Genomic DNA, 26,080 nt, shown 5'->3' with positions numbered 1-26,080 from the left:
ACAAGTCTTATCCTCTTTTATGTTCTGTTAGATGCTGTGATCCATTCTCCAATCTGTGGCAGCAAGGCATAGAATTCTTTTAGATTCTTTACTTTCCATTCCCAGTTAGGAGAACCAATGGTTCCCGGCGTATTCATACGGCCTTCTTTTTTCAGTCCCAGAATATCCCATGCTGGAATGATGGTGATATCTGCTTTGGAATCCATACAATAACGGATGACAAGCTCATGGAAGGTACGATTATCATATCCACAATTATGGAAGAATCGTCGAAGGGCGATTTTTTTATTTGCTTCCAAGTCTAGATAATAGCCTTCTAATGTATCATTGTCATGCGTTGTGGAATACAAAATCACATTCTCTTTTCTTGGTCGTTTTAATAATTTGACTTCCATTTCAAATTCTGCGACATTCATACCCGTTAACTGATAATGATCACGTAATTTACCAACCTGTTTTCTTAATTCGCCTAAATCTTCTACCACGATACGAATAGTTGGCAGTTTTTCAAACATTTTATCGAAGAAATCATAAGCTGGACCCAATTCCCATTCTCCGTTGATGGCAGTAGTGCTTTGTGCTGGTATTACCCAATAGGTATCAAATGCACGGAAGTGATCCAGACGGATGATATCAAAATACTGATCATTCCATGCTAGTCGCTTCATCCAGAAATCATAGTTTTCTTTCTTCATTTGCCGCCAGTTATAAATCGGGTTTCCCCATAACTGCCCTGTTTTAGAGAAATAATCAGGTGGAACACCTGCCACAACTGTTGGTCTTGCGTCCCCATCCAATAAGAAATCCTGTTGGTTTTCCCATACATCAGCACTGTCAAAACCTACATAAAACGGCATATCTCCCATAATTTCAATATCATGTGCATTGGCATATTCTTTTACATCATTCCATTGTTTGAAAAAGATAAACTGTAAGAACATTTCATAACGGATATCATCGTCCAGATGTTTTAAGGAATATGCGTGATCCTTGATCCAGTTACGTTGTTCCATTGGCCATTCCAGCCAGTTTTTCATATCATTCTGTTTCTTTAATGTGATAAATACAGCATAGTTATATAACCAATGTGCACTGTCACAGAACGCCTGATATTCTTCTTCAAATTCCTGATAATACTTTTTGAATGTCTTATAGGCTTTCTTCAGATAAGGAAGCTTAAACTGACGTACGCCTTCGTAATCTACATACTCACAAAACTTGTTATAGTTACGAATTGAGCTTTGTTTCAAAAGTCCATAATCAGCTAATGTATCTACGCTGATATAAATTTCATCACCGGCAAATGATGAAAATGGCTGGTAGGGTGAATTGCCATATCCCATAGGATTTAACGGTAAAATCTGCCAGATGTGTACATGCTGCTTACTCATCGCATCTATGATACGATAACAATGCTTTCCAAAATCCCCTATTCCCTGATTCGAAGGTAACGAAGATATCGGCATTAAAATGCCGGCTTGTCTTTTCATTTAATGCCCTCCTTAAGATAATTTCCAGATTTCTCTGTTGTAGTCTTCAATGGTACGATCACTGCTGAAGAAGCCACTGTGAGCGATGTTTTCCAACATCTTTACACTCCATGCATGACGATCCTCGTATGCTTCCAGCATGTGTTCTTTCACATCGATATATTCCCTTAAATCCAACAATGTCATGAACCAGTCTTTGTTTAATAATTCATGATAGAAACGTGATAAACTTGTTTCATCTCCGATAGAAGTCATTTCCTCACCAATCAGGAAATCTACCAGAGTATGAATCAATTCATCCTGTTCATAGAAGTCTTTACTACAGTAATCCTGTTTTGCATAATGTTCGATAACTTCATCACTGCTCTTTCCAAACATTGTACAGTTTTCTTCACCAGCCAGCTGTGCAATTTCCACATTGGCACCATCCCGGGTACCTAGCGTAAGTGCACCATTCAACATGAATTTCATATTGCCGGTGCCACTTGCTTCTTTACTGGCAAGGGAAATCTGTTCACTGATATCACTTGCAGGAATTACTTTTTCTGCTTCACTGACATTGTAGTTTTCAATGAAACAAATTTGTAGATATGGAGATACCTCTTCATCATTTGCGATAATATCCTGTAGACACAATAAGACATGAATAATGTCTTTTGCAATCGTATAAGCAGGTGCCGCTTTAGCACCGAAGATAAATGTAATCGGTCTTACTGGCTTTTCTCCCGCTTTTACTTTCAGATATTTATAGATGATATAAAGTGCATTCATCTGTTGGCGTTTATATTCATGCAGACGTTTAACCTGAGTATCAAAGATAGAATCAGGATTGATAACAATTCCCTGTTTGCGATAGATATGCTCTACCCATTCCTGTTTCTTTATTTGTTTGATATCTAACAATGTCTGTAATGCTTCTTCATCATTCTTAAGTTTGCTTAACTCTGTTAACTTCGATGCATCTTCATAGAAGTCTTTTCCAATCCATTTTTCAATCTGATGTGTTAATTGTGGATTGCAGGAATATAACCATCGGCGAAATGTAATGCCATTGGTTTTATTGTTAAACTTCTCAGGATACAAGTTATAAAAATCATGCAGCTCGCTTTCTTTCAATATTTCCGTATGAAGCTTTGCGACACCATTGATGCTTTTTCCGAAATGAATGTCAATATGTGCCATATGCACACGTTCATCCTCTCCGATAATCGCAAGGGATGGCAGATCACTTCTTTGGGCTGCCGCTAAATCCAATGCTTCGATAATTTCAACTAACTGCGGTACAACGGTTTTCAGATAAGCCATTGGCCAAGTTTCCAAAGCTTCTGCCAAGATGGTATGGTTGGTATATGCACAACTCTTTTCAACGATAGCACATGCTTTCTTTAAACTCATGCCTTCCTCACGTAGTAAGCGAATCAACTCTAAAATTACCATCGTTGGATGAGTATCATTGATTTGAATCACTACATGTTCATATAGTTTATCCAAAGGATATCCTTTTTTCTTACAATCTGCTAAAATCATCTGCGCTCCACAGGAAACCATGAAGTACTGTTGATAGATACGCAATAATCTTCCATCATCATCGCTGTCATCCGGATAAAGAAACAATGTCAGATTCTTATCAATGGCGGTTTTATCAAAGCTGATTCCATCTTTGACAATTGATTCATCCACACCTTCTACATCGAATAGATGTAACGTATTTTTCTTTCCATGATATCCAATCACATCCATATCATATTGAACAGCCTTTAACGTCATATGAGGAAATGATACCTGAATGTCCGTATCTTTCTTTGTGAACCAGGATGGTTCTTCTATCCAGACATTTGGCAATTCCATTTGTTTATGATTCACAAACTTCTGCTCAAACAAACCAAAATGATAGAATAAACCTATTCCATCACCACATAAATTTAAAGATGCGATAGAGTCAAGGAAGCATGCAGCAAGTCTTCCTAGACCGCCATTTCCTAACGATGGCTCTTTTTCTACATCTTGAATTTCAGCCATCGTATATCCCATTTTTTCCACAAAGGCAACTGCCTCATCATAGATTCCCAGATTAATCAGGTTACTGGATAACATTTTACCTAATAAAAATTCTGCGGAGATATAATACAGCTTTTTATCACCTTCAACATATGGTGTTTTTTCCATACGTTTTTTACATTCTTTCACTAAGATACGATAAATATCCTGTGCAGATGCTTTTCCTTTTACAGCTTTTTGTTTTGTATATTTTAAAAATTCTTCCATAGAACCCTCCTTTACCTTTGTAAGCGTTTTACTTATTCTTATTTTATCACATTTTATGAAAATTTCATGCATTTTCGTAAAAAAACGAAAAAAAAGAAGCAAATCATCGATTTATTCCTTCATTTCAATTATCCAAGCGCAACATCCATGATCATCATAATCAAAAATCCTGCCATAAATCCAAACGTTGCCGCATGTCCATGATCTGAAAAATGCGCTTCTGGAATTAGCTCCTCAACCACAACATACACCATGGCTCCTGCCGCAAAAGCTAGTAACCATGGCATGACAATCGTAGCACTGCCTGTGATTGCCACAACCGCAATACCAGCAATGGGTTCCACAATACCTGATAAAGAGCCATAAAGAAATGCTTTTCCTTTACTACAGCCTTCTTTTTGAAGTGGCAGGGATACTGCCGCTCCTTCTGGAAAATTCTGAAGCCCGATACCAAGGGCCAGTGCCACAGCTGCAGCAAGTGATATAGAACCACTTGCCGTTGTGCTCATCGCAAAAGCTAATCCAACAGCCATTCCTTCTGGAATATTATGCAAAGTAACCGCAATTACCAGCATAGATGTTCTTTTCAAGCTGGAGGAAGGCCCCTCTGGCTCCTCACTACCCGGATGTAGATGAGGAAGTATCTTATCCAGCACATTTAAAAATACTGCACCTAGTATAAAACCAGCCCCTGCCGGTAACCACTCAATCATGCCTAAATCTTTTGCCTGTTCCATTGATGGAATCAATAAACTCCATACACTTGCCGCTATCATTACACCAGCCGCAAAGCCCAAAAATATGGATTGCCAGCTTTGTTTCATTTCTTTTTTGAATAGAAAAATCGTTGCTGCCCCAAGGGTTGTCATCAAAAATGTAAAACCTGTTCCTATGGCTGCCAGCAGATAAGGATTTGTGATGTTTTCCATATCTAACACCTCCTACCCTTATTATATGGGAATTCTTTATAGAATTCCATTCATTTGATTATTTCTATATATCTTTTGGCAGTAAAACATCTTTTGCATGATCTCGTTCATTTTGATCAATATCCATAGCACTTTGCTTGATTTTTTCCATTTTCCCTCCAAAAAAAAGCCGATAAATCATCGGCTTTATGCTTCACTAACATCTTCCCACGCATCTAAATGATAACGTAGTAAATCTTTCAACAACTGAATACTGGAAGTCATTTGATTTTCATTCATTGTCTTGTTTTTTCTATAGTTTTCATAAATCATATCACGGTTGATATGATACTCTTTACTCAGATAATCTGCCCAAATGTCAGCTTCTTCCCATTGCTTTCTTGCTAAGATTCCTTCCGATACGATGACACAGTGGAAATCATGATAATGAACAGGTACTGCCCATTTGATCAATCCTGCATGACAGGAGTAGATACATTCTTTATCGATTTCTCTTGCGTTATCATATGTTTCTTTTGTACACTCTTCACATTTCTCCAATGCCTTTGTGCTCAACTTTAAACATTTACAGAAATAATTCTTTTCAGAAGCACTTTGTATCTCTGTATTATCGTATACAATATAACTTCTCAACCCTGTAATTCTCTGATAATCATCTAATACTTTTTTCACTACATCCTTAATTTCCATAATTCTATATTCCCTTCTTCTTTCATTGCTCTATGAAAAATATAACACACTTTGTGTTAAACTTCTATAGTAAATTGTTGATTTTCTTCTTTGACATCCATAATTTTATCACGATACCCTGCACTTTGCGTAAGCCTTTTCATTTTTTCAACTATTTTATAATTCTTCCACATATGCATTGGAAATACATAATCGATATCCATTTCATGCAGATAGGCATCCATACCATAATAGAACTGTTCTTCCTGTCTTGGATCTAGTACCAGAAAGGCAATATCGATATGACGATGCTTTAATTTTTCTATACCATGATAAAACAATGCTTTGGCTTCTTCATTTTCAGCATCGCTATTCTCATCCTGCCAATGCCACCAGTTTAAATCTCCGGCGTGATAAATGCTTTTTCCATTCACTTCCACAAGATATGCCAAGCCTTCATCACTGGAAGGAAAACTCTCTATACGCAATCCATTAAGATGCAAGATCTGAGAAGCATGCATATGGCATACATTTTCATTGGTATTGATATCATCTGGTAAAATACAGGTCACGTTATGATATGTTTTCATAAACGTAAATATTTTTTTCTGATAATGATCTTCATGTGCGTGTGATACAAAAATATATAATGGCTTGCGATGGTCATAATTGGGAAGCTTTCCTTTATAATAATCAAACAACAAACAGCAATCTTCCATTTCCACAAAATATCCACTATGATATATAAATGTTACTTTACATTTCATCCTTATCACTTCCTTGTACATAGTGTAACACGATTCTTTGAAATAAGAAACCAATAGCCATTTGCAATTACTTGTAAATTCTTGTCAGCGCGCATATAATAGATACCGAAAGAGAGGTCTTTTTATGAGCGAATTTAATATTAGTACACCAGAAGCACTACATGGCGATCCTTTTACCATGATTGGCAAAGAATGGATGCTTGTGACAGCAATGAAAGAAGATGGAAGTGTCAATACCATGACAGCTTCATGGGGTGGTGTTGGTATCCTTTGGAATAAGAAAGTGGCATTTGTATTTATCCGCCCACAGCGTTATACAAAGGAATTTATTGATGCACAAGAACATCTGACATTATCTTTTTATGATGAATCCCATCGTAAAGAGCTGGCTTACTTTGGTAAAGCAAGCGGTCGTGATGAAGATAAGATTGAAAAAGCCGGGTTCCATACGATTAAAGAAAATGGCTATGCGTATTTCTCAGAAGCCAATACCGTATTAAAATGTAAAAAGCTGTATGCACAATATTTAGACAAGGAATGTTTCCTTGAAAAAGATCTGATTGAAAAGAATTATCCACAAAATGATTTCCATATGATGTATGTTGTGGAAATTGAGAATGTACTTGTAAAATAATGAATAAAGTCATGCGATATGCATGACTTTTTTATAATAGATTTTAAGACTCTAATGTTTTAGATAATACAAGTATGGTGATATCCTTCATTTGTTTACTGCGCCCATTTGGTAAAAAACCATGTTTCTTCCAAAAGTTTTGCGCATGTGCGTATCCTTTGATACATCCAAGTTCTATCTTTTGAAACCCTGCCTGTTGTGAACGTGCACATATCATTTCCACAATCTGTGAAGCTATGCCCTTTCCCTGCTGTTGTTGATCAACGATCAACCAACCGATATATGCCGTATCATCACTTGGATATCTTAAGATGAAATCCAATATTGCCACAAGATGATTTTCTTCATAAAACCCCATGAAATATTTATCATCTACCGTTTTTCCTGGTGGTACTGCGGATAGATCAGCTTTTAGATTTTCTATGGTAGGCTGTTCATGAAGATAATCATAATATTCCTTATTGCCTAAACAAAGCGTCAATACTTCATTTAAATCTTCTTCTTTGATTCTTCGAATATCCATATATGCTCCTTTCTGAAAAAAAGAGAACAAATCGTTCTCTTTCCTTTGTTACACATGTTCAATAATTACGACTTCCACTTTCTTATCACTTGGATAGTATTCATATGTGATCTTAGCCAGATTGGTATCTCCTAAGTTCTTTGTCAATACACGAGTAATATTTTCAGTCAATGTCTTGGCATCTTTTTCACTTTCACAAAAATAATCAATAGAGGTAGTAATATGTTTTCTGGCAGAAACATTCTTTGAAATTTCTTCACTTAAACGAATCGTATTTTTCATAAATCAACGTCTCCTTTTTACGATATTCATTCTAACACGTTTCAGGTTTGAATAAAAGTCCTAATACGTTGTCATCTCAAAATCAAAATCATCCATTTCAGGATAATCATCCAATGCTTCTAAATAAACATAGATATGATGCTCCTCCATATCCAGACTTACACGATATGCTTGTGTTTGAGAAATTTCTATAGATATCATTTGTCCACTATAATTCCCTTGCGCATATCCCGCCAGGGTATATTGTAAAATATCATGTAATGCTTCTTCTGATACGCTTTGATCTAACTGATAGATGATTTCATCATCCGTTTCTTCGATGTGATATTCTACATCTGGCTTATGATAATCCAAAGAATAAGAATAATCATATACAATATTGCATTGGTTTATTTTTTCATTATATGCAGATGCCTTACGTGTAGAATGTGGCTGCATATAGGAGATATAACGTATCATTTCCTCCTTTTCATTACGTAGTTCATAGGTAAGAAATTCATCACTATCATTATTTACTACCATCACATCTTCTGCACCTTCTCGTTTTACTTCACATTTTAAATTTTCAGGTGCTTCATCATGATAGGTTGCATAATCTTGAAAATATATATAAGATTCAGGTTCTTCCTCATTGAAATTATCAAACAAACTCGTCACAATGGACACAATAATGATAAATGCAACGACAATAAGCGTGAATCCTTTTTTGATGTTTTCAGGATTTAATTGAAATGGTTCCTTCTTTTTAACTTCCTCGTAGTATGGATGTTCCCCTTCATGCATGTGTAATGCAGGGCGTTTAGAAGATGTAGAACGCCTTGTCTTTTCCTCGTGTTGATCCATACAGATATCATCTTTTACTAAATCCAGTTCCTTTTCGTGCGCAAGCATTTCCATGGGTCTGGTATTTCTTCCACAGATTTCACATGTATGATCATTGGTTTTACTGCCACAGAAGGGACAATAACGCTTTTTTGGGTCCATATTGTATCCCCCTTTCGCTTTGTTCCTTCTATTATACGATAAAAAAAGACAAAACTTCTACATTGTATAGTAAATTATCGTAAAATTGGTATATAATAAAAGAAGAAATGAAAGGAGCAATTCTTATGAAACATGTAATGTATGGAATTGAAGTTGCTGATGTAAATGATTTCGGGGGATGGATTGGCTATGAACCTGTATGCGATGAACTTGCGGAGGTTTTAAATGGACATGTATATCTGTTCTTTCAGAATGAATATCATATCCGCCAATTTGCGGAAGGCAGAAAATTTGTGATCAATGTAAAAGATGATTCTTTTGGCAAGAAGATTGAAAAAGCCAGAATTATTAAAGCAATCGTTGAGATTGGTACACCATTAAGTATGAATGGTTATGAAGTAAGTGCACCATCTTATGCTCGTAATGTGATTAAGCCATTAAGCAGAAAAACTGGCTTTATTCCTGAAAAAGAAATTTATACATTTGCGGATAAAGAATACGCAGAGATGAAAACAGATTTCAATTATATTGCGGATTTGATGAAACGTACGTCTATCGAAGATGTAAACTCATTGATTGGAGCAACAAGTTTTGTGAATAAGAATCTGACATATCACTATCCTCACTATTTCCTGATTGGTTTAGATCAAGTAAATATTCTGGATAACGATTATCAGATTGCATAACGTAAAAAGGAAGTTGACATATACAACTTCCTTTTATAAACGAATGTGACGTTTTTTTCGTGTTAAGGCATAGGCTGCGATCAATGCCGTCACAGATAATAAGATCGTTGATTTTTTCATGTCTGCTCATCCTTCCTTTCTTATCTACAGTATACCCTTATCTTATGTTTTATGCCTTAAGTAAGGCTTACATTTACCTAACACAAGTGTAAGGTTGCATTGTTTTTTCATGTTTTTTCTGTTATACTACACACGTTGAAAGGAATGTAGCAAACTACATACAGGTGATTTCATGGGACCAAAAAATGGTATGGGGATTGCTTCTATGGTATTGGGTATTGTTTCTGTATCCTTTAGTGCTGTAGCGATTCCAATTGGTATCTTTTTTCAGTTATGGGGATGTTTTATATCCGTATGCAGCATCTTATGTGGAATAATCGCCATTGTATTAGGGGCGAAATCAAAAAATCTATATCCCTGTGGTACTGCGATTGCAGGTTTTGTAATGGGAATTATTGGTGTCAGTATTCATACGATCATTTTCCTTTGTTTTTTATTGCTTCATATCTATCTTTGATGAATGCACGCTGCATTCATTTTTTTATATCCTAGTGCTAGGAAGGATTCGTCTTTTTTTATGCCCTTTTTTCTGTTAAAATGGATACTGTAGGATAACGTCAAAGGAGAGATCAAGAATGGAAAAAAGAGTAGAACATGATTCTATGGGTGAAGTACTTGTTCCTGTAGATGCATACTGGGGTGCCCAGACACAAAGAAGCTTTGAGAATTTTCAAATCAGTACAGAAAAGATTCCAATGGAAATCATTCGTGCTTTTGCGATATTAAAATCAGCTGCCGCAATCACAAACAATCGCTTAGGTAAATTAGATGATGAACGCTGTCGTCTGATTACGACGGTTTGTGAAGAAATCTTAGATGGAAAGTTAAATGATCATTTCCCATTAAGTGTATGGCAGACTGGCAGTGGTACACAATCCAATATGAATGTGAATGAAGTAATCGCCAATCGTGGAAATGAAATTGCCGGTATCAAGCTGTTACATCCAAATGATCATGTCAATATGTCACAAAGTAGTAATGATACATTTCCTACGGCAATGCATATTGCGGCCGCAATGGAAATCGAGGATAAATTATTACCTAATCTGAATGCTTTTATTGAAACTTTACAACAGTTAGAAAAAGAAAATGAAGGAATCATCAAAAGTGGAAGAACCCACCTGCAAGATGCTACCCCCATTAAGTTTTCCCAGGAAATTAGTGGATGGCGTGGTATGGCTGAAAACAGTCGTAAACAGATTATCGCATCACTTGATGGTTTACATCATCTAGCGTTGGGAGGTACTGCTGTGGGGACTGGTTTAAATACCCCAAAAGGCTTTGATGTAGAAGTCGCTAAGGCTGTTAGTGAACTTTCCGGACGCAAGTTTGAAACAAATCCTAATAAATTCCATGCCTTAACAAGTAAAGATGATTTGGTATTTGCCCATGGTGCTTTAAAAGGTCTTGCGGCAAATATGATGAAGATTGCCAATGATGTACGCTGGTTAAGCAGTGGTCCACGTTGTGGCTTGGGAGAAATAAAAATCCCTGAAAATGAACCAGGTAGTTCTATTATGCCAGGAAAAGTCAATCCAACACAATGTGAATCTATGACGATGGTTGCTGTACAGGTAATGGCAAATGATACAGCGGTTGGAATTGCCGCAAGTCAAGGTAATTTTGAATTAAATGTATTTATGCCGGTATGTATTCACAACTTCTTACAATCTGTTCGTTTATTAAGTGATGGTATCCATTCCTTTATCATTCATTGTGTATCCGGCATCAGTGCAAATAAAGAAAAAATGCAGTATTATGTTGAACATTCTTTGATGCTTGTTACTAGTTTAAATCCATATATCGGTTATGAGAATGCCGCAAAATGTGCAAAAACAGCATTTAAAGAAAACATTTCATTAAAGGAAGCTGCTGTGAAATTAAATCTGTTGACAGCTGAGAAATTTGATGAAATCGTAAAACCTGAAAAAATGGTATAATAAAACGCTCAAATCGAGCGTTTTTTTTGTATAAGAAAAGCGATAAATCATCGCTTTTCTATCTGTTATTAAATTCTTGCGACGCCGCTTTTCTTTGCAGCTTCTGCGACTTTTTCCGCAACTACTTTTGCGACACTCTTATCTAAAGCACTTGGAATGATATAATCCACACTTAAATCTTCATCACTAACCAAAGATGCGATACCTTCTGCAGCCGCAACCTTCATATCTTCATTGATATCACTTGCTCTTACATCTAATGCGCCTCTAAAGATACCAGGGAATGCCAATACATTATTGATCTGGTTAGGGAAATCACTACGTCCTGTACCAACGATATATGCTCCAGCTTTTTTTGCTAAGTCAGGCATAATTTCAGGAACTGGATTTGCCATAGGAAGAACGATTGATTTTTCATTCATGCTGGCAACCATTTCTTCACTTACGATACCAGGTGCACTAACACCGATAAATACATCGCTGCCCTTCATTGCATCCGCAAGGCTTCCTTTGATATTTTCTTTATTTGTAATTTCAGCCATTACAGTCTTATCTGCATTCATGCCTTCTCTGCCTTTATAGATGGTACCACGGCTATCGCATAATACAACATCTCCAAAGCCCATCTTAATCAATAATTTCGCAATCGCAATACCAGCAGAACCAGCACCATTGATTACCATTTTCAATGTACCCATCTGTTTACCAGTTAGTTTTACAGCATTTAATAAAGCTGCTGCTGTAACGATTGCAGTACCATGCTGATCATCATGGAATACTGGAATATCACAGATTTCTTTTAGTTTTGCTTCAATTTCAAAGCAGCGTGGAGCTGCGATATCTTCTAAGTTGATACCACCAAAGCTTCCTGCCAGCAAGGATACTGTTTTTACGATTTCATCTGTATCTTTGCTTCTGATACATAAAGGAATTGCATTGACACCGCCAAATTCCTTAAACAATACACATTTTCCTTCCATAACCGGCATACCAGCTTCAGGACCAATATCCCCAAGTCCAAGTACTGCAGTGCCATCTGTTACTACCGCAACGCTGTTGCCTCTGCCAGTTAATTCATAAGATTTATTAATATCCTTTTCGATTTCCAAACATGGTGCAGCAACACCTGGTGTATAAGCCAGAGAAAGATCATCTTTATTTTCTAATTTCATCTTTGGCGTCATATCCAGTTTGCCTTTCCATTCATAGTGTAAACGTAAACTCTCTTTTGCGTAATCCATCTTCATTCCTTCTTTCTTTTCCACATTTAGTTTAACATAAACCCTATCTGATAGAAACAGCGAAACCACGTTTTTTACTTTAATTTTCTATCCTAACAATAGGAAATTTTCTACCTTTCTCATAATCTTTTCCATCACATCCATACTAGAGGATAGAAAGGATGATTTTATGAAAACACCAAAAGAAGTTTATCATCAGCGAATCGCCAATGAAAAGCCATTCATCACCTTTGAAATGCTTGCGGATATTCATCAGATATCCTGCTTCAAAGATAAAACCCTGCGCCGTGCTTTTGATGATATCAAACAACGGGATATCCATTATCTTTTTTGCCTAGGCGATCTTACCAATAACGCCTGTTTTTTTCAGTTTCGTGCGTTTTTTTCTTTATTGAATCCCTATGGATTTCATCATTTGATTGCTTTAGGCAATCATGACCTATATCATGCCCATCATGATGAAAGCATGCGCATTGATCCTACATGTAAACGTTATGTCTATCGTCATGAGGTATATTATAAAGAAGAACTAAAGGGTTGTTCCTTTTATGTATTGAATACCCAGAAGCCGCAAAAGGATAATATGTATTTTGAAAAAGATCAGTTAGAATGGCTGCAGGATGCCCTGAATCAAGATAAAAACAACTGGAAGTTTGTATTATGCCATCATCCCCTTGCCAATACCCACCCTGGAAGTGAACGAAGGGATATGCATATTGGATATCAAAATGCCCAGCTGGAAAAGATTTTACTGCATCATCATGTTATCTATATATCTGCTCATTTACATAACAGCTATTCGCTGCCTGCCCTGTATTTAAACAAAGATATCCTGTGTGTGAATGTACCTGCCTTTCATCAGGTTGAACATGGTATCAAAAAGGATCAAGTCGGTATGCAGATACAGGTTTTTACTGATTTTCTATATATTCGTTTTTACGATCATCAAGAACATCGCTTTCTTGACAGCGTTACCTATATCTATGATCATAAACATCGCATCATTCATATTATCTAAAACTGTATGATTACAGTTTTTTTATGGAAATCTTAACACAATCTTTATATCATACAGGATGTGTTTACACTTTCTTTATACCTTTACTGATAATATATAGGCGATATAAGAAGGAAGGTCTTTATATGTTTCAATTTCTAAAAAGTAAAAAGGTTTTTATCGCCGGATGCGGGCGGTTTGGTTCTTTACTGGCAAGTGAATTAAGTCATGAAGGTTATGATGTTACCATGCTGGATATCGATGAACAGGCGTTTTTACGATTGCCTGATTCTTATGATGGTTTTCAGGTAACAGGTGATGCCTGTGATCAGGATGTTTTGGAACAATGTGGTATCGATCAATGTGATATTTTCATTGCGACTACCAATTCTGATAATATCAATTGCATGATTGGAGAAATCGCAAGTACCATTTACCATATACAAGATGTATATGTTCGTTTATATGATCTAAGTAAAGAAGAACTGTTGAAGGATACAAGTATTAAGGCAATCTATCCCACACGATTATGCCTTTCAGCGTTTTTAAAACTGAATAACCATATGCCTGTGGAGGATAAAACTATATGAAAATCGTTATTGCAGGCGGCCGCAATAAAGCGGATTTTTTAATCGCCTCCCTGTTAGAAAAACAACATGAATTGATCATTATCAATGATGATAAAGACTATTGCGCCTATTTGTCTTCTAAATATGATATTCCTGTCTTTATTGGAAACCCATGTAAAGCTTATGTATTAGAGGAAGCCGGTATTGAAAAAGCTGATATTTTAATTGCTCTTCGTCCAAATGATCCCGATAATCTGATTATCTGTCAGATGGCAAAGAAACAGTTTCATGTAAAAAAATCTGTGGCGACGGTATCTAATCCTAAAAATGTATCGATATTTAAAAAGCTGGGTGTAAATACGGCGATATCTGCCACCCATATGATTGCCAAAATCATTGAACAGGCCAGTACGATTGAAAACCTGATCAATTCTCTTTCCTTAGAAAGTGAACACATTGTGCTGAATGAAATTCTATTGCCTCATGAAAGCTCGCTGTTGCATCAAAAGCTGAAAGACTTAAATATCCCTGAACACTTGATTATCTGTTGCATTATCCGAAACACACATATGCTTGTGCCAAATGGCGATACCATGTTATATGCCAATGATAAGCTGTTGATTTTATCAGAAATCAAGAATCAGGATGATGTTTTACACTATTTCGCCAAGGAGTCATGATACTATGCAAAATAAAAATGAAATTGCGGGATTTCCCCTAATTTTTGGTTATATCGGCGTCTTGCTGATTTTGATTGGTACAATCACATTACTTCCCTTGCTGATCCTGTTTTTTTATCCACAGGATATCCATGAAGCAAAATATTTTATTGTTCCTGGTATTGTGGCAATTTTAATTGGATATTTGATGAGTTTTACCATTCGTGGAAAAAAGAAAGGGCGGCTAAAGAAAAATCAGGATGCCATCATCGTTGTCAGTTGCTGGATGCTTGCGATTTTGATTACTGCCCTGCCTTTTATATTCAGTGGAAAATATAATCTGACACAGGGAATATTTGAAACGACCAGTGGCTGGAGTACAACCGGATTAAGTGTGGTAGATGTTTCAAAGACATCCCATTTGTTTCTTATGCATCGCTCAACTGTTTTGTTTTTTGGTGGGATAGGTCTTGTGTTGGTCATATGCAGTGTATTATCCGATACATATGGAATGCGTTTATACAACGCAGAAGGACATAATGACCGCCTGCTTCCTAATCTGATTAAATCTGCACGTATTATTATCACTATTTATTCTGGTTATACACTTGCGGGTATTATCTTGTATGTGTCCTTTGGTATGCCTGTTTTTGATGCAATCATTCATTCCATCGGTGCTTTGTCTACTGGTGGTTTCTCTTCACAGCCAGACAGCATTGCACATTATCATTCCATCGCAATTGAAGTGGTAACCATCGTGTTGATGTTATTAGGAAATATCAACTTTTTCGCACATTTATTCCTTGTGAAAGGCAAATTTCGACATTTCTTTCAATATTGTGAAATCCGTTTTTCCTTTATATTGATCATCATCGCTACCATGATCATTACCATTTTGTTTATGAATCAATTTGCGCAAAATCTGCCAAGCGCTTTTCGTATAGCGATATTTCAAGTCGTATCTGCCTTAACTACAACAGGATTTCAAACACTGCCTAATTTTCATGTCTTATCCAGTGGCGCGCTTTTGATTATGATAGTTTTACAGTTGATTGGTGGAGGTATTGGTTCCACTGCCGGCGGTATCAAACAATATCGTGTATATATCCTATTAAAAGCTATTGTATGGCAAATAAAAGCACAGTTTTATCCTAGCCAGATGGTATGCAGTCATAAGATTCAAAAAGTTGATAAACAAATCGAAATTCAAAAAGCGGATATCGCCTCTGTTGGCACCTATGTATTCTTATACCTGCTTATTTTCTTTGCTGGCTCTTTTCTATTATCCCTGTACGGGCACTCTTTACAAGATGCCATGTTTGAATTTTCCAGTGCTTTATCCACTGTCGGTTTATCCTGTGGTATCATGAATTATAATGCCCCAACGCTTGTTTTATGGACTGGCATCTTCGGTATGTTTTTTGGAAGACTTGAAATTTACGTTATCATTTTGGCGATGATGCAATGTCGAAATGATATCAAACATCATGGAATCCATTGCTGAATCCTGTTATAATACCCATAGCATAAGGAAGTGACATCATGAATTACCCTTATATAAAAAATACAATCATTACTGGCATCATCATTTTGTTATGTACCCTATTGGCCTTTGTATGTAACGATTTAAACATTCGTACTGAAAATATCATTATGATCTATTTGATTGGCGTTGTTTTCATCATCATAGAAACCCATCATCTACTTTGGGCAATTATCAGCTCACTATTAAGTGTGCTGGCATTTAATTATTTCTTTACCGACCCCTATTATTCCTTAAAAATCAATGATTCAAACTATCTGATTACGATTTTTATCTTTTTGATTGTATCCTTTATCACAACATCGCTTGTCAATAAACTTCAACAGCACGCAAGAATATCGAAGCATAATGAAATGCAGACCAAAGCACTGTATGAAATCACACGCAGTTATTTAAATATGTCAGATACAAAAGATATCTTAAAGCATCATATACAGACCTTATACGATTATCAGGGAATCATTACTGAGATTTATTATAAAGAGGATGGACAAGATTCATTTACCTATTATCCCCATCCTGATAAAGCTTTTTCTCAAAGAAGTGATGAACAGCTTGCGAAATGGTGTTTTATGCAGGATCAAGAATGTGGTTTCCATACTGCCTTTTTCGATCAGAGTAAATGGTCATATCATCCTTTACACAATCACCATGAGTGTTTAGGTGTCTACACGATTTATCATGAAGATGATCATGATGAATCTTCCATCTTTATACATACCCTGATTTCCCAGATGCTCATGGCACTAGAACGTGAAAATCTATATGAACAGCACCAGAAAAACAAGGTAGAAATCGAAAAAGAAAAACTTAGAAACAACCTCTTGCGCACCATGTCCCATGATTTGCGTACCCCTTTAACCAGTATTCAGGGCTCCTCTTCTTTGATTATCGAAAACTATGATACTCTGGATGATGATACGATTTTAAATCTTATAAAAAATGTGGAAAGTGATGCTCTCTGGTTAAATCAGCTGGTAGAAAATCTATTGAATATGACCAAAATTCAGGATGGCAGATTATTGTTAAATAAGCAGATTGAAGTGGTGGATGATTTGATTTTAGAAGCAATCCATCGTTGTGAAACAAGAAAAGGCGAACACAGTATTCATGCACATTTACCTGAAACACTGGATACGGTCTATGTTGACGGGCACCTCATTATACAGGTACTGATCAATTTTATTGACAACGCCATCAAACATACACCAGACACTTCGCATATTGATATCTATTATCACAATGAAAAAGATATGGGCGTATTTGAAGTCATTGATGATGGAGATGGCATCAATTCAACTATCCAGCATACACTGTTTGAAAGCTTTGTGACCACCAAAAATGACAGAAGCGACGCAAAACGCGGTGTAGGCCTTGGATTATCTATCTGTAAAGCGATTATAGAAGCACATGGTGGAACGATCTATGCACACAATCAGAAAGAATCAAAAGGCGCAGTCTTTGGCTTTCAGATTCCTAGAAAAGGAGGCACAAACAATGGATGATACAAAAATTTTGGTCATAGAAGATGATCACAACATTACTCGTTTTTTAAAGGTTTCCTTAGAAACCAACCATTATAAAGTATTGCTGGCAGAAAAAGGAATTGAAGGAATCTCACGCTTTCTTTGTGATAACCCAGACTTGATTCTGCTTGATTTAGGACTTCCGGATATCGATGGCACAGAAGTGTTGTCCCAGATCCGTGCACAAAGTGATGTGCCAATTCTTGTTGTTAGTGCCAGAGGACAGGAAAAAGAAAAAGTAGATGCATTAGATATGGGCGCAGATGATTATATCACCAAGCCTTTTCATATCAATGAATTACTCGCAAGAGTACGTGTGGCTTTACGCAAACACACTCCTGATATCATCAAAGAAAAGATATTTACCTTAGATACTTTAACCATCGATTTTGAAAAACACAAAGTATTTATTGAAAACAATGAAATCCATTTAACCCCCATTGAATATAAACTGCTGGTACTGCTTGTGGAAAATAGTGGCAAAGTGTTGACTCACAGCTATATCATCAAACAGATCTGGGGTTATGCCAGCAATGAAGATTCCCAATCCTTACGTGTGTTTATGGCAAGTATCAGAAGAAAAATTGAAAAAGATACTGCCCATCCCCGTTATATTCTGACAGAAGTTGGCGTGGGTTATCGTTTTGTGGATGCATAGAAAAAGTGAAGAACGTGTAATATTCATGTTCTTCACTTTTTTATCATATCTTACGCATTTTCTTTTTGTTTACGCTTTAATTCTGAAGTCTTTGCACTGACTTTATAATAAATCTTATGAAACCTCTGCAGAAATTCCTGATCCGCATCACAGATAGCTTGATAAAACTTTTGTTTAGCATGTTCATCATACATATCAAACAAGAATTTATATGCATCATATAGATCAAAACACTCTACACCATAGGTACCACATCCACCACAAAAACAAATCAGTTCTTCCAGATATGCTTCCATATGCTTCGTAACCATCGCTAATTTCTCACGATTAGAAGAATCAAAGATAGAACGACTTATCAAATGTACGCCGCCTTTTGTTTGATTTTCTACATATTTTAGAAAATCCAAAGAATCTTTTTGTAGCTGAAAGCCTAAATCAATCGTCTTTTCCAGTGTCAGTATCTCGCTCATAATTTCTCACCGCATCTCTCACATATGCTGTATATGCTACAGCCTGTATCGTATTTCTGATCAAATCCACAATCGGACTGCCTTCATCATCACTTGGAATATGCTTTACGCGCTTATGTGTACAAATACTATATAAGCAGCATTCCAGTTCTGCACAGAAATAATCATATGCCTGGTCCTGTGGATACATATCCATTTGTACCCGTATCAAATCACTGATTTCATCCATACGGAATACTGTTTTCAATATACAAACAACAATCAGATAAGCCAAATGCTTACGATTATATCGTTTTTTTACCGGTGGTGTTACGATTCCATGTTTCACATAATTGTTAATCATGGTAGAAGTGATTGCTTTGCCCTGCTGTTCCAGACAGAAGTCTTTTAAGTATGTATTTAACAGTGTCACGACTTGATCCATATAAAGATCCATATCGGGCAGTTCTTTCCATCTTGGACAATGGAACGCCGTGAGTGTCGTATCATTTTTCATTAATATCACCAGTTTTATTTTATCATTGTGGGTATGGCTTGTCAAATGATTAAATACCAAATTATCTGTTTTTCAATACTAGATGATACAAATATCGAAATTAAATGTAAAAACCAAACAATATTCCATGAAATATACAATTTTTTATGCTTTCCCATATAAAAGAACATCTAAAAATTAAAGATTTTTGAACAAAATCATCTTAACGCATATGACTTGTCTTAGTTGACAAGGATGATATCACCAATTTGTATGCCAGATAGAAACAGCCTGCCGCCATACCGATACCTAATATATTAATTATCCAGTTTACCATATCGGATTCCCTCTTTCTTTATACATTTTTTTGTAAAGAATTGTGTCAAGAAAAACGATATGCCTTAAACCTTGGCATATCGCTCACATCATTTTACTGCTATGATCATTTGTTTTAGATACAGATAACATCATTTTTACTACGATCCATATTATCAATATCACAAGAATGATTCCCATCAAAGTCATCAATACTTTCAACATTATGACCACCTTCTTTACAGTTATATGATAATACGATTCATATAAAAACAGTGTAGTTTCTTGTGTCCATACTGTTAAGATTGTATAAAGAAAAAATCACATTATTTCAATGTGATTTCATGAACAAAACTTGTTTCAAATAATTTCTTTACTTCATATGGATTCTGGGTTTTGCCAAGTGCCCACATAAGTTTTGTTAAAGCCGCTTCACTGGTCATATCATAGCCTTGGATCACGCCTTTTTTCAATACTTTCTGACCAGTTTGATAAATTGAAAAATCACTGTTTTCATATAAACACTGAGAGCACACAACAACACTGATACCTTTTTGAACGATTTCTTCTAACTTACTGATTAGATCACGACGGATAAAATTGATACCGCCGGCACCAAATGCCTCAATGACGATTCCTTTAAATTGCATATGTGTTAATGCATCAAAGATACCTGGATTCATTCCCGGTGTCAGTTTGATTAAAAAAACATCTGTACATAATTGATCTTCCAGCTTGAAAGCACCATCTACGTGAATCAACAAATCTTCTCGAAAATGCAGACCTCTGGCATCCACGATTCCTGCAGGTTCTATATTCACACTTTCAAAGGCATCAAAGTTCATCGTGCGTACTTTTACTGCACGTGTTGCTAACATGATTTTACGATCAAAACAGATATAAACACCTTGAATGTTCTGTTGAACTGCCTGAAATGCTATACGGATATTATCTACACCATCACTTAATGGATGAATCAACGGTAGTTGTGAACCTGTAATCATCAACGGTATAGGAAGATTTCTTAACATGAATGACAATGCACTGGCTGTATATGCCATCGTATCTGTACCATGACTCAACACAATGCCATCATAGTCCTGATATACCTGTGCAATCCTTCTGGCTATGATTACCCATTCCTCAGGCTGCATATTACTGCTGTCTAAGCGTAATAAGTCCTCACAATCAATATGGATTGCCTCATCATGCCATCCAAGGTAAGAAAGAATTTCTTCACTTGTTAAGGAGGGCACCAACCCTTCTTCACTTTGAGAAGAAGCAATCGTACCGCCGGTTGTTAATAATAGTATTCGCTTCATATGTATTTCACCTTATCACTTTCCACCCGTTATTATACGAAAAAAATAAGTCTACGTACAGTATTTTAAATATCATTTTATTCAAATGCATATGTGCCATATATGATGAAAAAACAAAAAAATACAAAAAAAGCAAAAAAAGACTTGCCAACTTTAAATTCCTATGCTATTATATTATAGCACTTGCGCTGGTAAGCAAGTTTCATATAGATGGCGCGTTGGAGAAACGGTTAACTCACATGCCTTTCACGCATGCACTCACGGGTTCGAATCCCGTACGCGTCACCATTTAAAAATACAGGACAGTTCAAAGAATTGTCCTTTTTTCATATCCATACGCGTAAGGGATGGGTAAGGAGGCAATATGACAGATACACAATTACAGGCAATGCTGAGCTTTTTAGAAACAAGTACAAAAAAAGCTTATGAAGAAGATGAAGTACCAAAGGATAAAAAGATCATCGAAGATCTTAAATATCTTGATGATCAAGAACCCATGCATACACTTGATGTTATATATCCTGATTACAAACAGGATACATATCCTTTTATTATATATATCCATGGTGGAGGATTTTGTATGCACCATAAAAATGAAATCTATCGTCATCATGCATTACGTCTGGCAAATGATGTTTTTGCTGTTGTGAATATCAATTATCGTTTGGCGCCAAAAGCTTCTTATCAAGATATGATAGATGATCTTCATGCAGTTTTATCTTATCTACAACAATGTGGTAGACAACTGCATCTTGATTTAAAAAGAATGTTTGTGGCAGGAGATTCTTCTGGCGCATATTTAGCCAGCTATCTTCCTTTTCTTGTACAATCATACACACCTTTAGATATGAAAAGTATTGCATGCTGTTGTGGCTTGTTTGATTTTGATACATTCCTTCAGGACAGTACTTGTAAATTCCCTATCAAAAAAGAAATGCTGCATCTTTTATTTCAGGATGATATCCCAAAAGCAAGTTCAATACTTTCTAGAATCACTCCTTCTTATCCCCCGGTATATTTAATGGATAGTGCCTATCAGTCATTTTCAGGTGAAGCAAAACGCATGAAAGCTGTCTTAGACAAGCATGCTGTTTCCAATGCGCTGTATATCATTCCTAAGGAGGAAAAACTTCCGCATAATTTTCAGTTATTATGGAAATATCCACAAAGTGCCATGGTCTTAGAAACCATTTTTGATTTTTTCCATCAGTATTTATAACTTTTTTGAAAAAATCTATTGCATTATATCGGGATATATGATATTATAATCAAGCAATCGACGACATGCCTTAGTAGCTCAGTCGGTAGAGCATCCGGCTGTTAACCGGCAGGTCACAAGTTCGAGTCTTGTCTAAGGCGCCAGATTGCTGAATAAAGTCTGTAACCTTATGGTTATAGACTTTTTTTGTGTTTACTCGAACAAAAACCTAATGTTCGAGTCATAATGCAATGTGATACAACCCGCTTTACAATCCATCATAAAAATGATTTAATAAAAGAAATAAAAGATATCATTGTGGGAGGGATATCACATGAAAAATGAACGTATAGAAATACAGGCTACATTATCAGAAAAAAAGGATGGCGATTATTTTCCAATACCCGGAAAAGTTCCCCAGCCAACCCAGATTTATGAATTGCATTTTGATACAGAAACAGGGCCTGTCATATTAGAGGTCAGTGCTTTTGAATATGATGTAGTAGAAGTTGGAGATCATGGAGTACTTGTCTATGAAGGTAATAAACTAATATCCTTTGGTGACAAAATAAAGGAATTTCACATGTAAGAATCAAAAAAAAGGCAGAAATCCATTTAGGAAATCTGCTTTTTTTTACATTACAAACTCTTTTATTTTATCCGCAAAACTGATGATTTCGTTACAATATTTGTATTCATCATACACCAGTCTGCCTTCATCACCGACAGATACATTGCCAAACTCAAATTCACTGACTGTTGCGACAACTTCTTTTCCATCATCACAGAGAAATGTCAATTCAAAGATTGGTTTTTCTACTGGCATAACATCTCCACTCAACATATCGTCAATTGGCTCATCTGATTTATGAATCAATTTCGCCTGTGTATCTACACGTCGGATTGGTTGAATCGATTTTTCTTTTTTCTTCTCTTTTTTTAGAAAACCAAACATCTTACAACCCTCTTTCTATCCGAGGTTTATTATATCACACAAGTAGGGGTTCTCTTTGTGATAATTTGATGAATTTTTATGGTAAATCAATCAAATCATTCTGAATACATAATTTTGCGTTCAATGTTTTTAATTCATTGGCAAACTGTACATGCATCATACCATCACTGATTTTCATAATACGACCTAATCCAAGCGTCGCATGAACGATTTTCTTGCCACGTTTTAAATCAGATAAACGTACCTTTTTCGGTTGTGAATCCATACTGGTATCTCTAACTGGCTGATTCTCCTCCGGCTGTTGATAGATTTCAAATAAGAAGCCAGATAATTCCATTTTTACCAAAGAAGCCTTTTTAAACGTAAAGAATTCCAAATGCTTAAGTGCACGTGACATTGCGATATAGAACAAAGAACGTTCATATTCATCATATACACCGGTTTTAGGGAATAAGGTATTCATACAATCTAATACATATACATTGTCATATTCCTGTCCCATGCTTTCTTCGATACTGCAGATTTTTACATTCGCCAGATCCATACTGTTAAAATCCGCAATTCTTTGCATATGCATTACAAAATCCTTAGGTTCAGGATATCGTTCTGCCATGGTATATAATGCCAGCAGCGCAGGATGTTTTTCATTTGCCTGATGCTTATCTAAATAATTTCTATAATTAAATTCTTTTAACACAAAAGAAATCATGCCCAATGTGTCTTTCATTGCTGCCAAACGAATCTTTTCCATTCTGCCAGCCAGCTTTTTCTTACTCACTGCACGTAAAGAACTATCCATCAATGCCTGATAGATATCCATGTCCTGTAATTGCATACATTGTGCAACTTCAGGGAAAACACGTTGTGGTATATCTAAGTGGAAATGATCCTGTACCTGAATAAAAGCATCCAGATCATGGGCATTGCTTAATAATCGGATAAAGCCAACCATATCTGCGATTAACGTATCCTTTAATAAGTTTTTCAGACTCTTTGAACAATAGAATGCGACTTCTTTTTCCATGAACATATCAATCAAAGGCAATGCCATTTCTTCATTGCGATATAAAAAGACATGCTCCTGCATCATATCTGCAGACACTGTTTCATATGCATAAGAATATACACGATCCAGATTAGAGAAGCCTTTAAACTTCACTTCACCATCTTCTTCACTCGCACAGACTCTTGTTTCATGAGAGAATTTGTTCATGATTTCCTGTATCATCTTCGCATTACGATAGTTTGTTTCAAGTGTATAATTTTGAAGTCCTGGATATGCAGTATCCAAAGTATCTAACGCTTCAGGGAAAGCACAGGATACTTTCTTGCAGCTTGCTGATTTATCAGCTAACGCAAATAACTGTGCATGATCTCCACAAACAGAGCGAAGCAGCATATGTCCAGCAAAACTGATTTCCTGTGCATCATCTACTTGTAGACAGCTGATTGCCTGATGACAGCCTTCTAATACATCCTGATCACTACGTAGGATACATAAAGCTTCCACCAATACGTCATCCATATCATAAAACTGTTTTGTTTTACGATTTTTTTCATACATCTTATAGATAGCAGGAAAATTCATTCCTTCCATCTGTACTTTATCAATCTGTGATTCACTCATCAACATATTCTTGCAATGAGCAATCTGGTATAAGACTTCATCCAGCTTATCATTTGTAAGTGACAAGGCGAACATGTCTTTGCATATTTTTTTCACAAAGCTCTTCACATTACGGTATGCAGGCCATACGGATATCCCTTTTGCTTCATGATCCATCTTAATGATCTTATATGCCAGCGCATGCAGATCAATAAAATGTGGCATTGCCACCCCATCATAAAAATGACGGAACTCTCTAGTCAGCTGTTTTGCACTTTTTCCATCCCGTGCAATGTTCCATATCTGATCCGCTTCCATCTGTTCACATTCGATCAGATAAGCGCTTCTTGCTTTCAGTAGGGTTGTCTTACCACTTCCGGCACTCCCCTGCACCAGAACATGGGAATGTTGTCTTAGAAGTTGTTTTTTCACGTCTTCTAGTTGTACGTTGTAACTTTCAAAAAATTCTTCAATTTCCATATTCTCACCAATTAGTCATTATACATGATTTTTTCAATAATTTCTAACCTTATTCGAGAAATTTTTCTTGCAAACCCTTACAGTTGATATGGCAGTCCAAAGTATTCCAAAAGTCCGATATAAATGCCAAAAGAAAAGGCAAATTGTTTATCGCGCAATATCTCAACATCATGCAGATTTGTTAAATAACCCAGCTCAATCAGCATTGCTGGCATTCTGGTTCTACGAAGCACAAACAAGCTTGGATTCACACGTACCTGATTATTTTTCATACCTGTAAAATATACCATGTTATCCAATACGATTTCTGCCATGTTATAGGCAACACTGTTTTCTCTGAATACATAAATCTCTGAACCATTGATTGCAGGATTGGGATTGCTGTTCACATGAATACTGATAAAATAATCCGCTGGCCATCCATTTGCCATATCCACCCGCTGTTGTAAAGACGTTCTTTGATTTGTTCCCAAAACAGTATCCGGATATCTTCGCGATACCCTTACCTCAAAATTAGGATCCGCAAACAATAACCCCGCCAGCATGATCCCCACGTTATACGTAATTTCACTTTCAACCAAGCCATTGCCACTTGCTCCAGCATTGATATCGCCTGGATTGTGTCCCTGATCAATAAATATTTTAATTGCCAAAATCATTCATCCCTTTCTCTGTATCCTATCAAAATATGAAAAAAAGGTTTGTGTGTTTGTACCATTTTGATTGTTTCTTGTGGGCAGATAGCGTACAATAAAATCATAAGAAAAAAGGAGAAAA

General features: G+C 36.2%; 27 protein-coding genes and 2 tRNA genes. 14 read left to right on the top strand and 15 right to left on the bottom strand.

The features are described 5' to 3' along the window. Positions 1-17: 17 nt before the first annotated feature. The 5 genes from malQ to DW114_RS01525 all read right to left on the bottom strand — a co-directional run bounded on the left by malQ (position 18) and on the right by DW114_RS01525 (position 6,120). Positions 18-1,490 (bottom strand): 4-alpha-glucanotransferase, encoded by a 1,473-nt coding sequence (gene malQ, locus DW114_RS01545; RefSeq protein WP_117451718.1) that lies wholly within the window; start codon positions 1,488-1,490, stop codon positions 18-20. 12 nt (positions 1,491-1,502) lie between these two features. After that, a complete protein-coding gene (locus DW114_RS01540; RefSeq protein ID WP_117451716.1) occupies positions 1,503-3,755 on the bottom strand; it encodes a glycogen/starch/alpha-glucan phosphorylase in 2,253 nt (750 codons plus the stop codon). A gap of 128 nt (positions 3,756-3,883) precedes the next feature. Continuing rightward, the gene (locus tag DW114_RS01535) at positions 3,884-4,684 is read right to left on the bottom strand and encodes a ZIP family metal transporter (protein WP_117451714.1); all 801 of its coding nucleotides are present in this window, start codon (positions 4,682-4,684) and stop codon (positions 3,884-3,886) included. A gap of 186 nt (positions 4,685-4,870) precedes the next feature. Then, positions 4,871-5,374, bottom strand: a complete 504-nt coding sequence (locus tag DW114_RS01530; RefSeq protein ID WP_117451712.1) for a PocR ligand-binding domain-containing protein — start codon at positions 5,372-5,374, stop codon at positions 4,871-4,873. Positions 5,375-5,430: 56 nt separating this feature from the next. Then, positions 5,431-6,120: an MBL fold metallo-hydrolase gene (locus DW114_RS01525; RefSeq protein ID WP_158552191.1), complete on the bottom strand. Its 690-nt coding sequence runs from the start codon at positions 6,118-6,120 to the stop codon at positions 5,431-5,433. Positions 6,121-6,244: 124 nt separating this feature from the next. Here DW114_RS01525 and DW114_RS01520 point away from each other — a divergent pair, with 124 nt between their 5' ends. After that, positions 6,245-6,754, top strand: a complete 510-nt coding sequence (locus DW114_RS01520) for a flavin reductase family protein (RefSeq protein WP_117451708.1) — start codon at positions 6,245-6,247, stop codon at positions 6,752-6,754. Between the two features lie 43 nt (positions 6,755-6,797). Here the strand turns inward: DW114_RS01520 and DW114_RS01515 are convergent, their stop codons facing one another. Genes DW114_RS01515 through DW114_RS01505 form a run of 3 tightly spaced genes read right to left on the bottom strand, consistent with a single transcriptional unit; the run spans position 6,798 to position 8,543 of the window. After that, on the bottom strand, positions 6,798-7,277 hold the full coding sequence (locus DW114_RS01515) for a GNAT family N-acetyltransferase (protein WP_117451706.1): 480 nt from the start codon (positions 7,275-7,277) through the stop codon (positions 6,798-6,800). 48 nt (positions 7,278-7,325) lie between these two features. Further along, a complete protein-coding gene (locus tag DW114_RS01510; protein ID WP_117451704.1) occupies positions 7,326-7,559 on the bottom strand; it encodes a hypothetical protein in 234 nt (77 codons plus the stop codon). A gap of 60 nt (positions 7,560-7,619) precedes the next feature. Further along, positions 7,620-8,543: a hypothetical protein gene (locus DW114_RS01505; RefSeq protein WP_117451702.1), complete on the bottom strand. Its 924-nt coding sequence runs from the start codon at positions 8,541-8,543 to the stop codon at positions 7,620-7,622. A 125-nt stretch (positions 8,544-8,668) separates the two neighbouring features. On the opposite strand from DW114_RS01505, the gene DW114_RS01500 reads away from it, so the two are divergent. From DW114_RS01500 to fumC, 3 genes are all read left to right on the top strand, one after another. Further along, positions 8,669-9,229 carry a hypothetical protein gene (locus DW114_RS01500; protein ID WP_117451700.1) on the top strand — a complete coding sequence of 187 codons (561 nt, stop codon included), beginning with the start codon at positions 8,669-8,671 and terminating at the stop codon, positions 9,227-9,229. 292 nt (positions 9,230-9,521) lie between these two features. Next, entirely contained in the window at positions 9,522-9,806 is a 285-nt protein-coding gene (locus DW114_RS01495; RefSeq protein ID WP_117451698.1) for a hypothetical protein, read from the top strand. A 118-nt stretch (positions 9,807-9,924) separates the two neighbouring features. Further along, the gene (gene fumC, locus DW114_RS01490) at positions 9,925-11,289 is read left to right on the top strand and encodes a class II fumarate hydratase (protein WP_117451696.1); all 1,365 of its coding nucleotides are present in this window, start codon (positions 9,925-9,927) and stop codon (positions 11,287-11,289) included. Positions 11,290-11,357: 68 nt separating this feature from the next. Here fumC and DW114_RS01485 read toward each other — a convergent pair whose 3' ends face one another. Next, positions 11,358-12,530: an NAD(P)-dependent malic enzyme gene (locus DW114_RS01485; RefSeq protein ID WP_117451694.1), complete on the bottom strand. Its 1,173-nt coding sequence runs from the start codon at positions 12,528-12,530 to the stop codon at positions 11,358-11,360. A 169-nt stretch (positions 12,531-12,699) separates the two neighbouring features. Between DW114_RS01485 and DW114_RS01480 the strand changes: the two genes are divergently transcribed. From DW114_RS01480 to DW114_RS01455, 6 genes are all read left to right on the top strand, one after another. After that, complete coding sequence (locus DW114_RS01480; protein WP_117451692.1) at positions 12,700-13,548, top strand: metallophosphoesterase family protein; 849 nt, start codon at positions 12,700-12,702, stop codon at positions 13,546-13,548. Positions 13,549-13,673: 125 nt separating this feature from the next. Continuing rightward, complete coding sequence (locus DW114_RS01475; RefSeq protein WP_117451690.1) at positions 13,674-14,117, top strand: potassium channel family protein; 444 nt, start codon at positions 13,674-13,676, stop codon at positions 14,115-14,117. After that, complete coding sequence (locus DW114_RS01470) at positions 14,114-14,776, top strand: potassium channel family protein (protein WP_117451688.1); 663 nt, start codon at positions 14,114-14,116, stop codon at positions 14,774-14,776. Before DW114_RS01475 ends, DW114_RS01470 begins: the two co-directional genes overlap by 4 nt. A gap of 4 nt (positions 14,777-14,780) precedes the next feature. Next, entirely contained in the window at positions 14,781-16,259 is a 1,479-nt protein-coding gene (locus tag DW114_RS01465) for a TrkH family potassium uptake protein (protein ID WP_117451686.1), read from the top strand. A 38-nt stretch (positions 16,260-16,297) separates the two neighbouring features. Then, positions 16,298-17,803 carry a DUF4118 domain-containing protein gene (locus DW114_RS01460; protein WP_117451684.1) on the top strand — a complete coding sequence of 502 codons (1,506 nt, stop codon included), beginning with the start codon at positions 16,298-16,300 and terminating at the stop codon, positions 17,801-17,803. Next, on the top strand, positions 17,796-18,482 hold the full coding sequence (locus DW114_RS01455; RefSeq protein ID WP_117451683.1) for a response regulator: 687 nt from the start codon (positions 17,796-17,798) through the stop codon (positions 18,480-18,482). Before DW114_RS01460 ends, DW114_RS01455 begins: the two co-directional genes overlap by 8 nt. A 50-nt stretch (positions 18,483-18,532) precedes the next feature. Here DW114_RS01455 and DW114_RS01450 read toward each other — a convergent pair whose 3' ends face one another. The 3 genes from DW114_RS01450 to DW114_RS01440 all read right to left on the bottom strand — a co-directional run bounded on the left by DW114_RS01450 (position 18,533) and on the right by DW114_RS01440 (position 21,064). Beyond that, positions 18,533-18,952, bottom strand: a complete 420-nt coding sequence (locus tag DW114_RS01450) for a hypothetical protein (RefSeq protein WP_117451681.1) — start codon at positions 18,950-18,952, stop codon at positions 18,533-18,535. Continuing rightward, the gene (locus DW114_RS01445) at positions 18,918-19,448 is read right to left on the bottom strand and encodes a DUF1836 domain-containing protein (protein WP_117451679.1); all 531 of its coding nucleotides are present in this window, start codon (positions 19,446-19,448) and stop codon (positions 18,918-18,920) included. The genes DW114_RS01450 and DW114_RS01445 overlap by 35 nt, the downstream gene beginning before the upstream one ends. Before the next feature lie 620 nt (positions 19,449-20,068). Continuing rightward, a complete protein-coding gene (locus DW114_RS01440) occupies positions 20,069-21,064 on the bottom strand; it encodes an asparaginase (protein ID WP_117451677.1) in 996 nt (331 codons plus the stop codon). 212 nt (positions 21,065-21,276) lie between these two features. Here DW114_RS01440 and DW114_RS01435 point away from each other — a divergent pair. From DW114_RS01435 to DW114_RS01420, 4 genes are all read left to right on the top strand, one after another. After that, a tRNA-Glu gene (locus DW114_RS01435) sits at positions 21,277-21,352 on the top strand. 76 nt (positions 21,353-21,428) lie between these two features. Continuing rightward, positions 21,429-22,283, top strand: a complete 855-nt coding sequence (locus tag DW114_RS01430) for an alpha/beta hydrolase (RefSeq protein WP_117451675.1) — start codon at positions 21,429-21,431, stop codon at positions 22,281-22,283. A gap of 67 nt (positions 22,284-22,350) precedes the next feature. Beyond that, a tRNA-Asn gene (locus DW114_RS01425) sits at positions 22,351-22,426 on the top strand. A gap of 170 nt (positions 22,427-22,596) precedes the next feature. Next, positions 22,597-22,851 carry a DUF2500 family protein gene (locus DW114_RS01420; protein WP_117451673.1) on the top strand — a complete coding sequence of 85 codons (255 nt, stop codon included), beginning with the start codon at positions 22,597-22,599 and terminating at the stop codon, positions 22,849-22,851. Between the two features lie 45 nt (positions 22,852-22,896). On the opposite strand, the gene DW114_RS01415 is transcribed toward DW114_RS01420, so the two are convergent. From DW114_RS01415 to DW114_RS01405, 3 genes are all read right to left on the bottom strand, one after another. Then, a complete protein-coding gene (locus DW114_RS01415; RefSeq protein ID WP_117451671.1) occupies positions 22,897-23,217 on the bottom strand; it encodes a DUF2500 family protein in 321 nt (106 codons plus the stop codon). A 76-nt stretch (positions 23,218-23,293) separates the two neighbouring features. Beyond that, entirely contained in the window at positions 23,294-25,303 is a 2,010-nt protein-coding gene (locus tag DW114_RS01410) for a UvrD-helicase domain-containing protein (protein ID WP_117451669.1), read from the bottom strand. 77 nt (positions 25,304-25,380) lie between these two features. Further along, complete coding sequence (locus DW114_RS01405; protein WP_233511352.1) at positions 25,381-25,962, bottom strand: N-acetylmuramoyl-L-alanine amidase family protein; 582 nt, start codon at positions 25,960-25,962, stop codon at positions 25,381-25,383. Positions 25,963-26,080: the final 118 nt, after the last annotated feature.

The sequence above is a fragment of the Absiella sp. AM09-50 genome (assembly GCF_003433845.1).
Lineage (GTDB): Bacteria > Bacillota_I > Bacilli_A > Erysipelotrichales > Erysipelotrichaceae > Hoskinsella > Hoskinsella hominis.
Note: the sequence above shows the minus strand (reverse complement) of the source record. Positions and strands in the feature narration are given on the sequence as shown.

Coding starts and splice junctions, on each gene's coding strand:
- malQ (WP_117451718.1), bottom strand. CDS start 1,490: ATGAAAAGACAAGCCGGCATTTTAATGCCGATATCTTCGTTACCTTCG.
- DW114_RS01540 (WP_117451716.1), bottom strand. CDS start 3,755: ATGGAAGAATTTTTAAAATATACAAAACAAAAAGCTGTAAAAGGAAAA.
- DW114_RS01535 (WP_117451714.1), bottom strand. CDS start 4,684: ATGGAAAACATCACAAATCCTTATCTGCTGGCAGCCATAGGAACAGGT.
- DW114_RS01530 (WP_117451712.1), bottom strand. CDS start 5,374: ATGGAAATTAAGGATGTAGTGAAAAAAGTATTAGATGATTATCAGAGA.
- DW114_RS01525 (WP_158552191.1), bottom strand. CDS start 6,120: ATGAAATGTAAAGTAACATTTATATATCATAGTGGATATTTTGTGGAA.
- DW114_RS01520 (WP_117451708.1), top strand. CDS start 6,245: ATGAGCGAATTTAATATTAGTACACCAGAAGCACTACATGGCGATCCT.
- DW114_RS01515 (WP_117451706.1), bottom strand. CDS start 7,277: ATGGATATTCGAAGAATCAAAGAAGAAGATTTAAATGAAGTATTGACG.
- DW114_RS01510 (WP_117451704.1), bottom strand. CDS start 7,559: ATGAAAAATACGATTCGTTTAAGTGAAGAAATTTCAAAGAATGTTTCT.
- DW114_RS01505 (WP_117451702.1), bottom strand. CDS start 8,543: ATGGACCCAAAAAAGCGTTATTGTCCCTTCTGTGGCAGTAAAACCAAT.
- DW114_RS01500 (WP_117451700.1), top strand. CDS start 8,669: ATGAAACATGTAATGTATGGAATTGAAGTTGCTGATGTAAATGATTTC.
- DW114_RS01495 (WP_117451698.1), top strand. CDS start 9,522: ATGGGACCAAAAAATGGTATGGGGATTGCTTCTATGGTATTGGGTATT.
- fumC (WP_117451696.1), top strand. CDS start 9,925: ATGGAAAAAAGAGTAGAACATGATTCTATGGGTGAAGTACTTGTTCCT.
- DW114_RS01485 (WP_117451694.1), bottom strand. CDS start 12,530: ATGGATTACGCAAAAGAGAGTTTACGTTTACACTATGAATGGAAAGGC.
- DW114_RS01480 (WP_117451692.1), top strand. CDS start 12,700: ATGAAAACACCAAAAGAAGTTTATCATCAGCGAATCGCCAATGAAAAG.
- DW114_RS01475 (WP_117451690.1), top strand. CDS start 13,674: ATGTTTCAATTTCTAAAAAGTAAAAAGGTTTTTATCGCCGGATGCGGG.
- DW114_RS01470 (WP_117451688.1), top strand. CDS start 14,114: ATGAAAATCGTTATTGCAGGCGGCCGCAATAAAGCGGATTTTTTAATC.
- DW114_RS01465 (WP_117451686.1), top strand. CDS start 14,781: ATGCAAAATAAAAATGAAATTGCGGGATTTCCCCTAATTTTTGGTTAT.
- DW114_RS01460 (WP_117451684.1), top strand. CDS start 16,298: ATGAATTACCCTTATATAAAAAATACAATCATTACTGGCATCATCATT.
- DW114_RS01455 (WP_117451683.1), top strand. CDS start 17,796: ATGGATGATACAAAAATTTTGGTCATAGAAGATGATCACAACATTACT.
- DW114_RS01450 (WP_117451681.1), bottom strand. CDS start 18,952: ATGAGCGAGATACTGACACTGGAAAAGACGATTGATTTAGGCTTTCAG.
- DW114_RS01445 (WP_117451679.1), bottom strand. CDS start 19,448: ATGAAAAATGATACGACACTCACGGCGTTCCATTGTCCAAGATGGAAA.
- DW114_RS01440 (WP_117451677.1), bottom strand. CDS start 21,064: ATGAAGCGAATACTATTATTAACAACCGGCGGTACGATTGCTTCTTCT.
- DW114_RS01430 (WP_117451675.1), top strand. CDS start 21,429: ATGACAGATACACAATTACAGGCAATGCTGAGCTTTTTAGAAACAAGT.
- DW114_RS01420 (WP_117451673.1), top strand. CDS start 22,597: ATGAAAAATGAACGTATAGAAATACAGGCTACATTATCAGAAAAAAAG.
- DW114_RS01415 (WP_117451671.1), bottom strand. CDS start 23,217: ATGTTTGGTTTTCTAAAAAAAGAGAAGAAAAAAGAAAAATCGATTCAA.
- DW114_RS01410 (WP_117451669.1), bottom strand. CDS start 25,303: ATGGAAATTGAAGAATTTTTTGAAAGTTACAACGTACAACTAGAAGAC.
- DW114_RS01405 (WP_233511352.1), bottom strand. CDS start 25,962: ATGATTTTGGCAATTAAAATATTTATTGATCAGGGACACAATCCAGGC.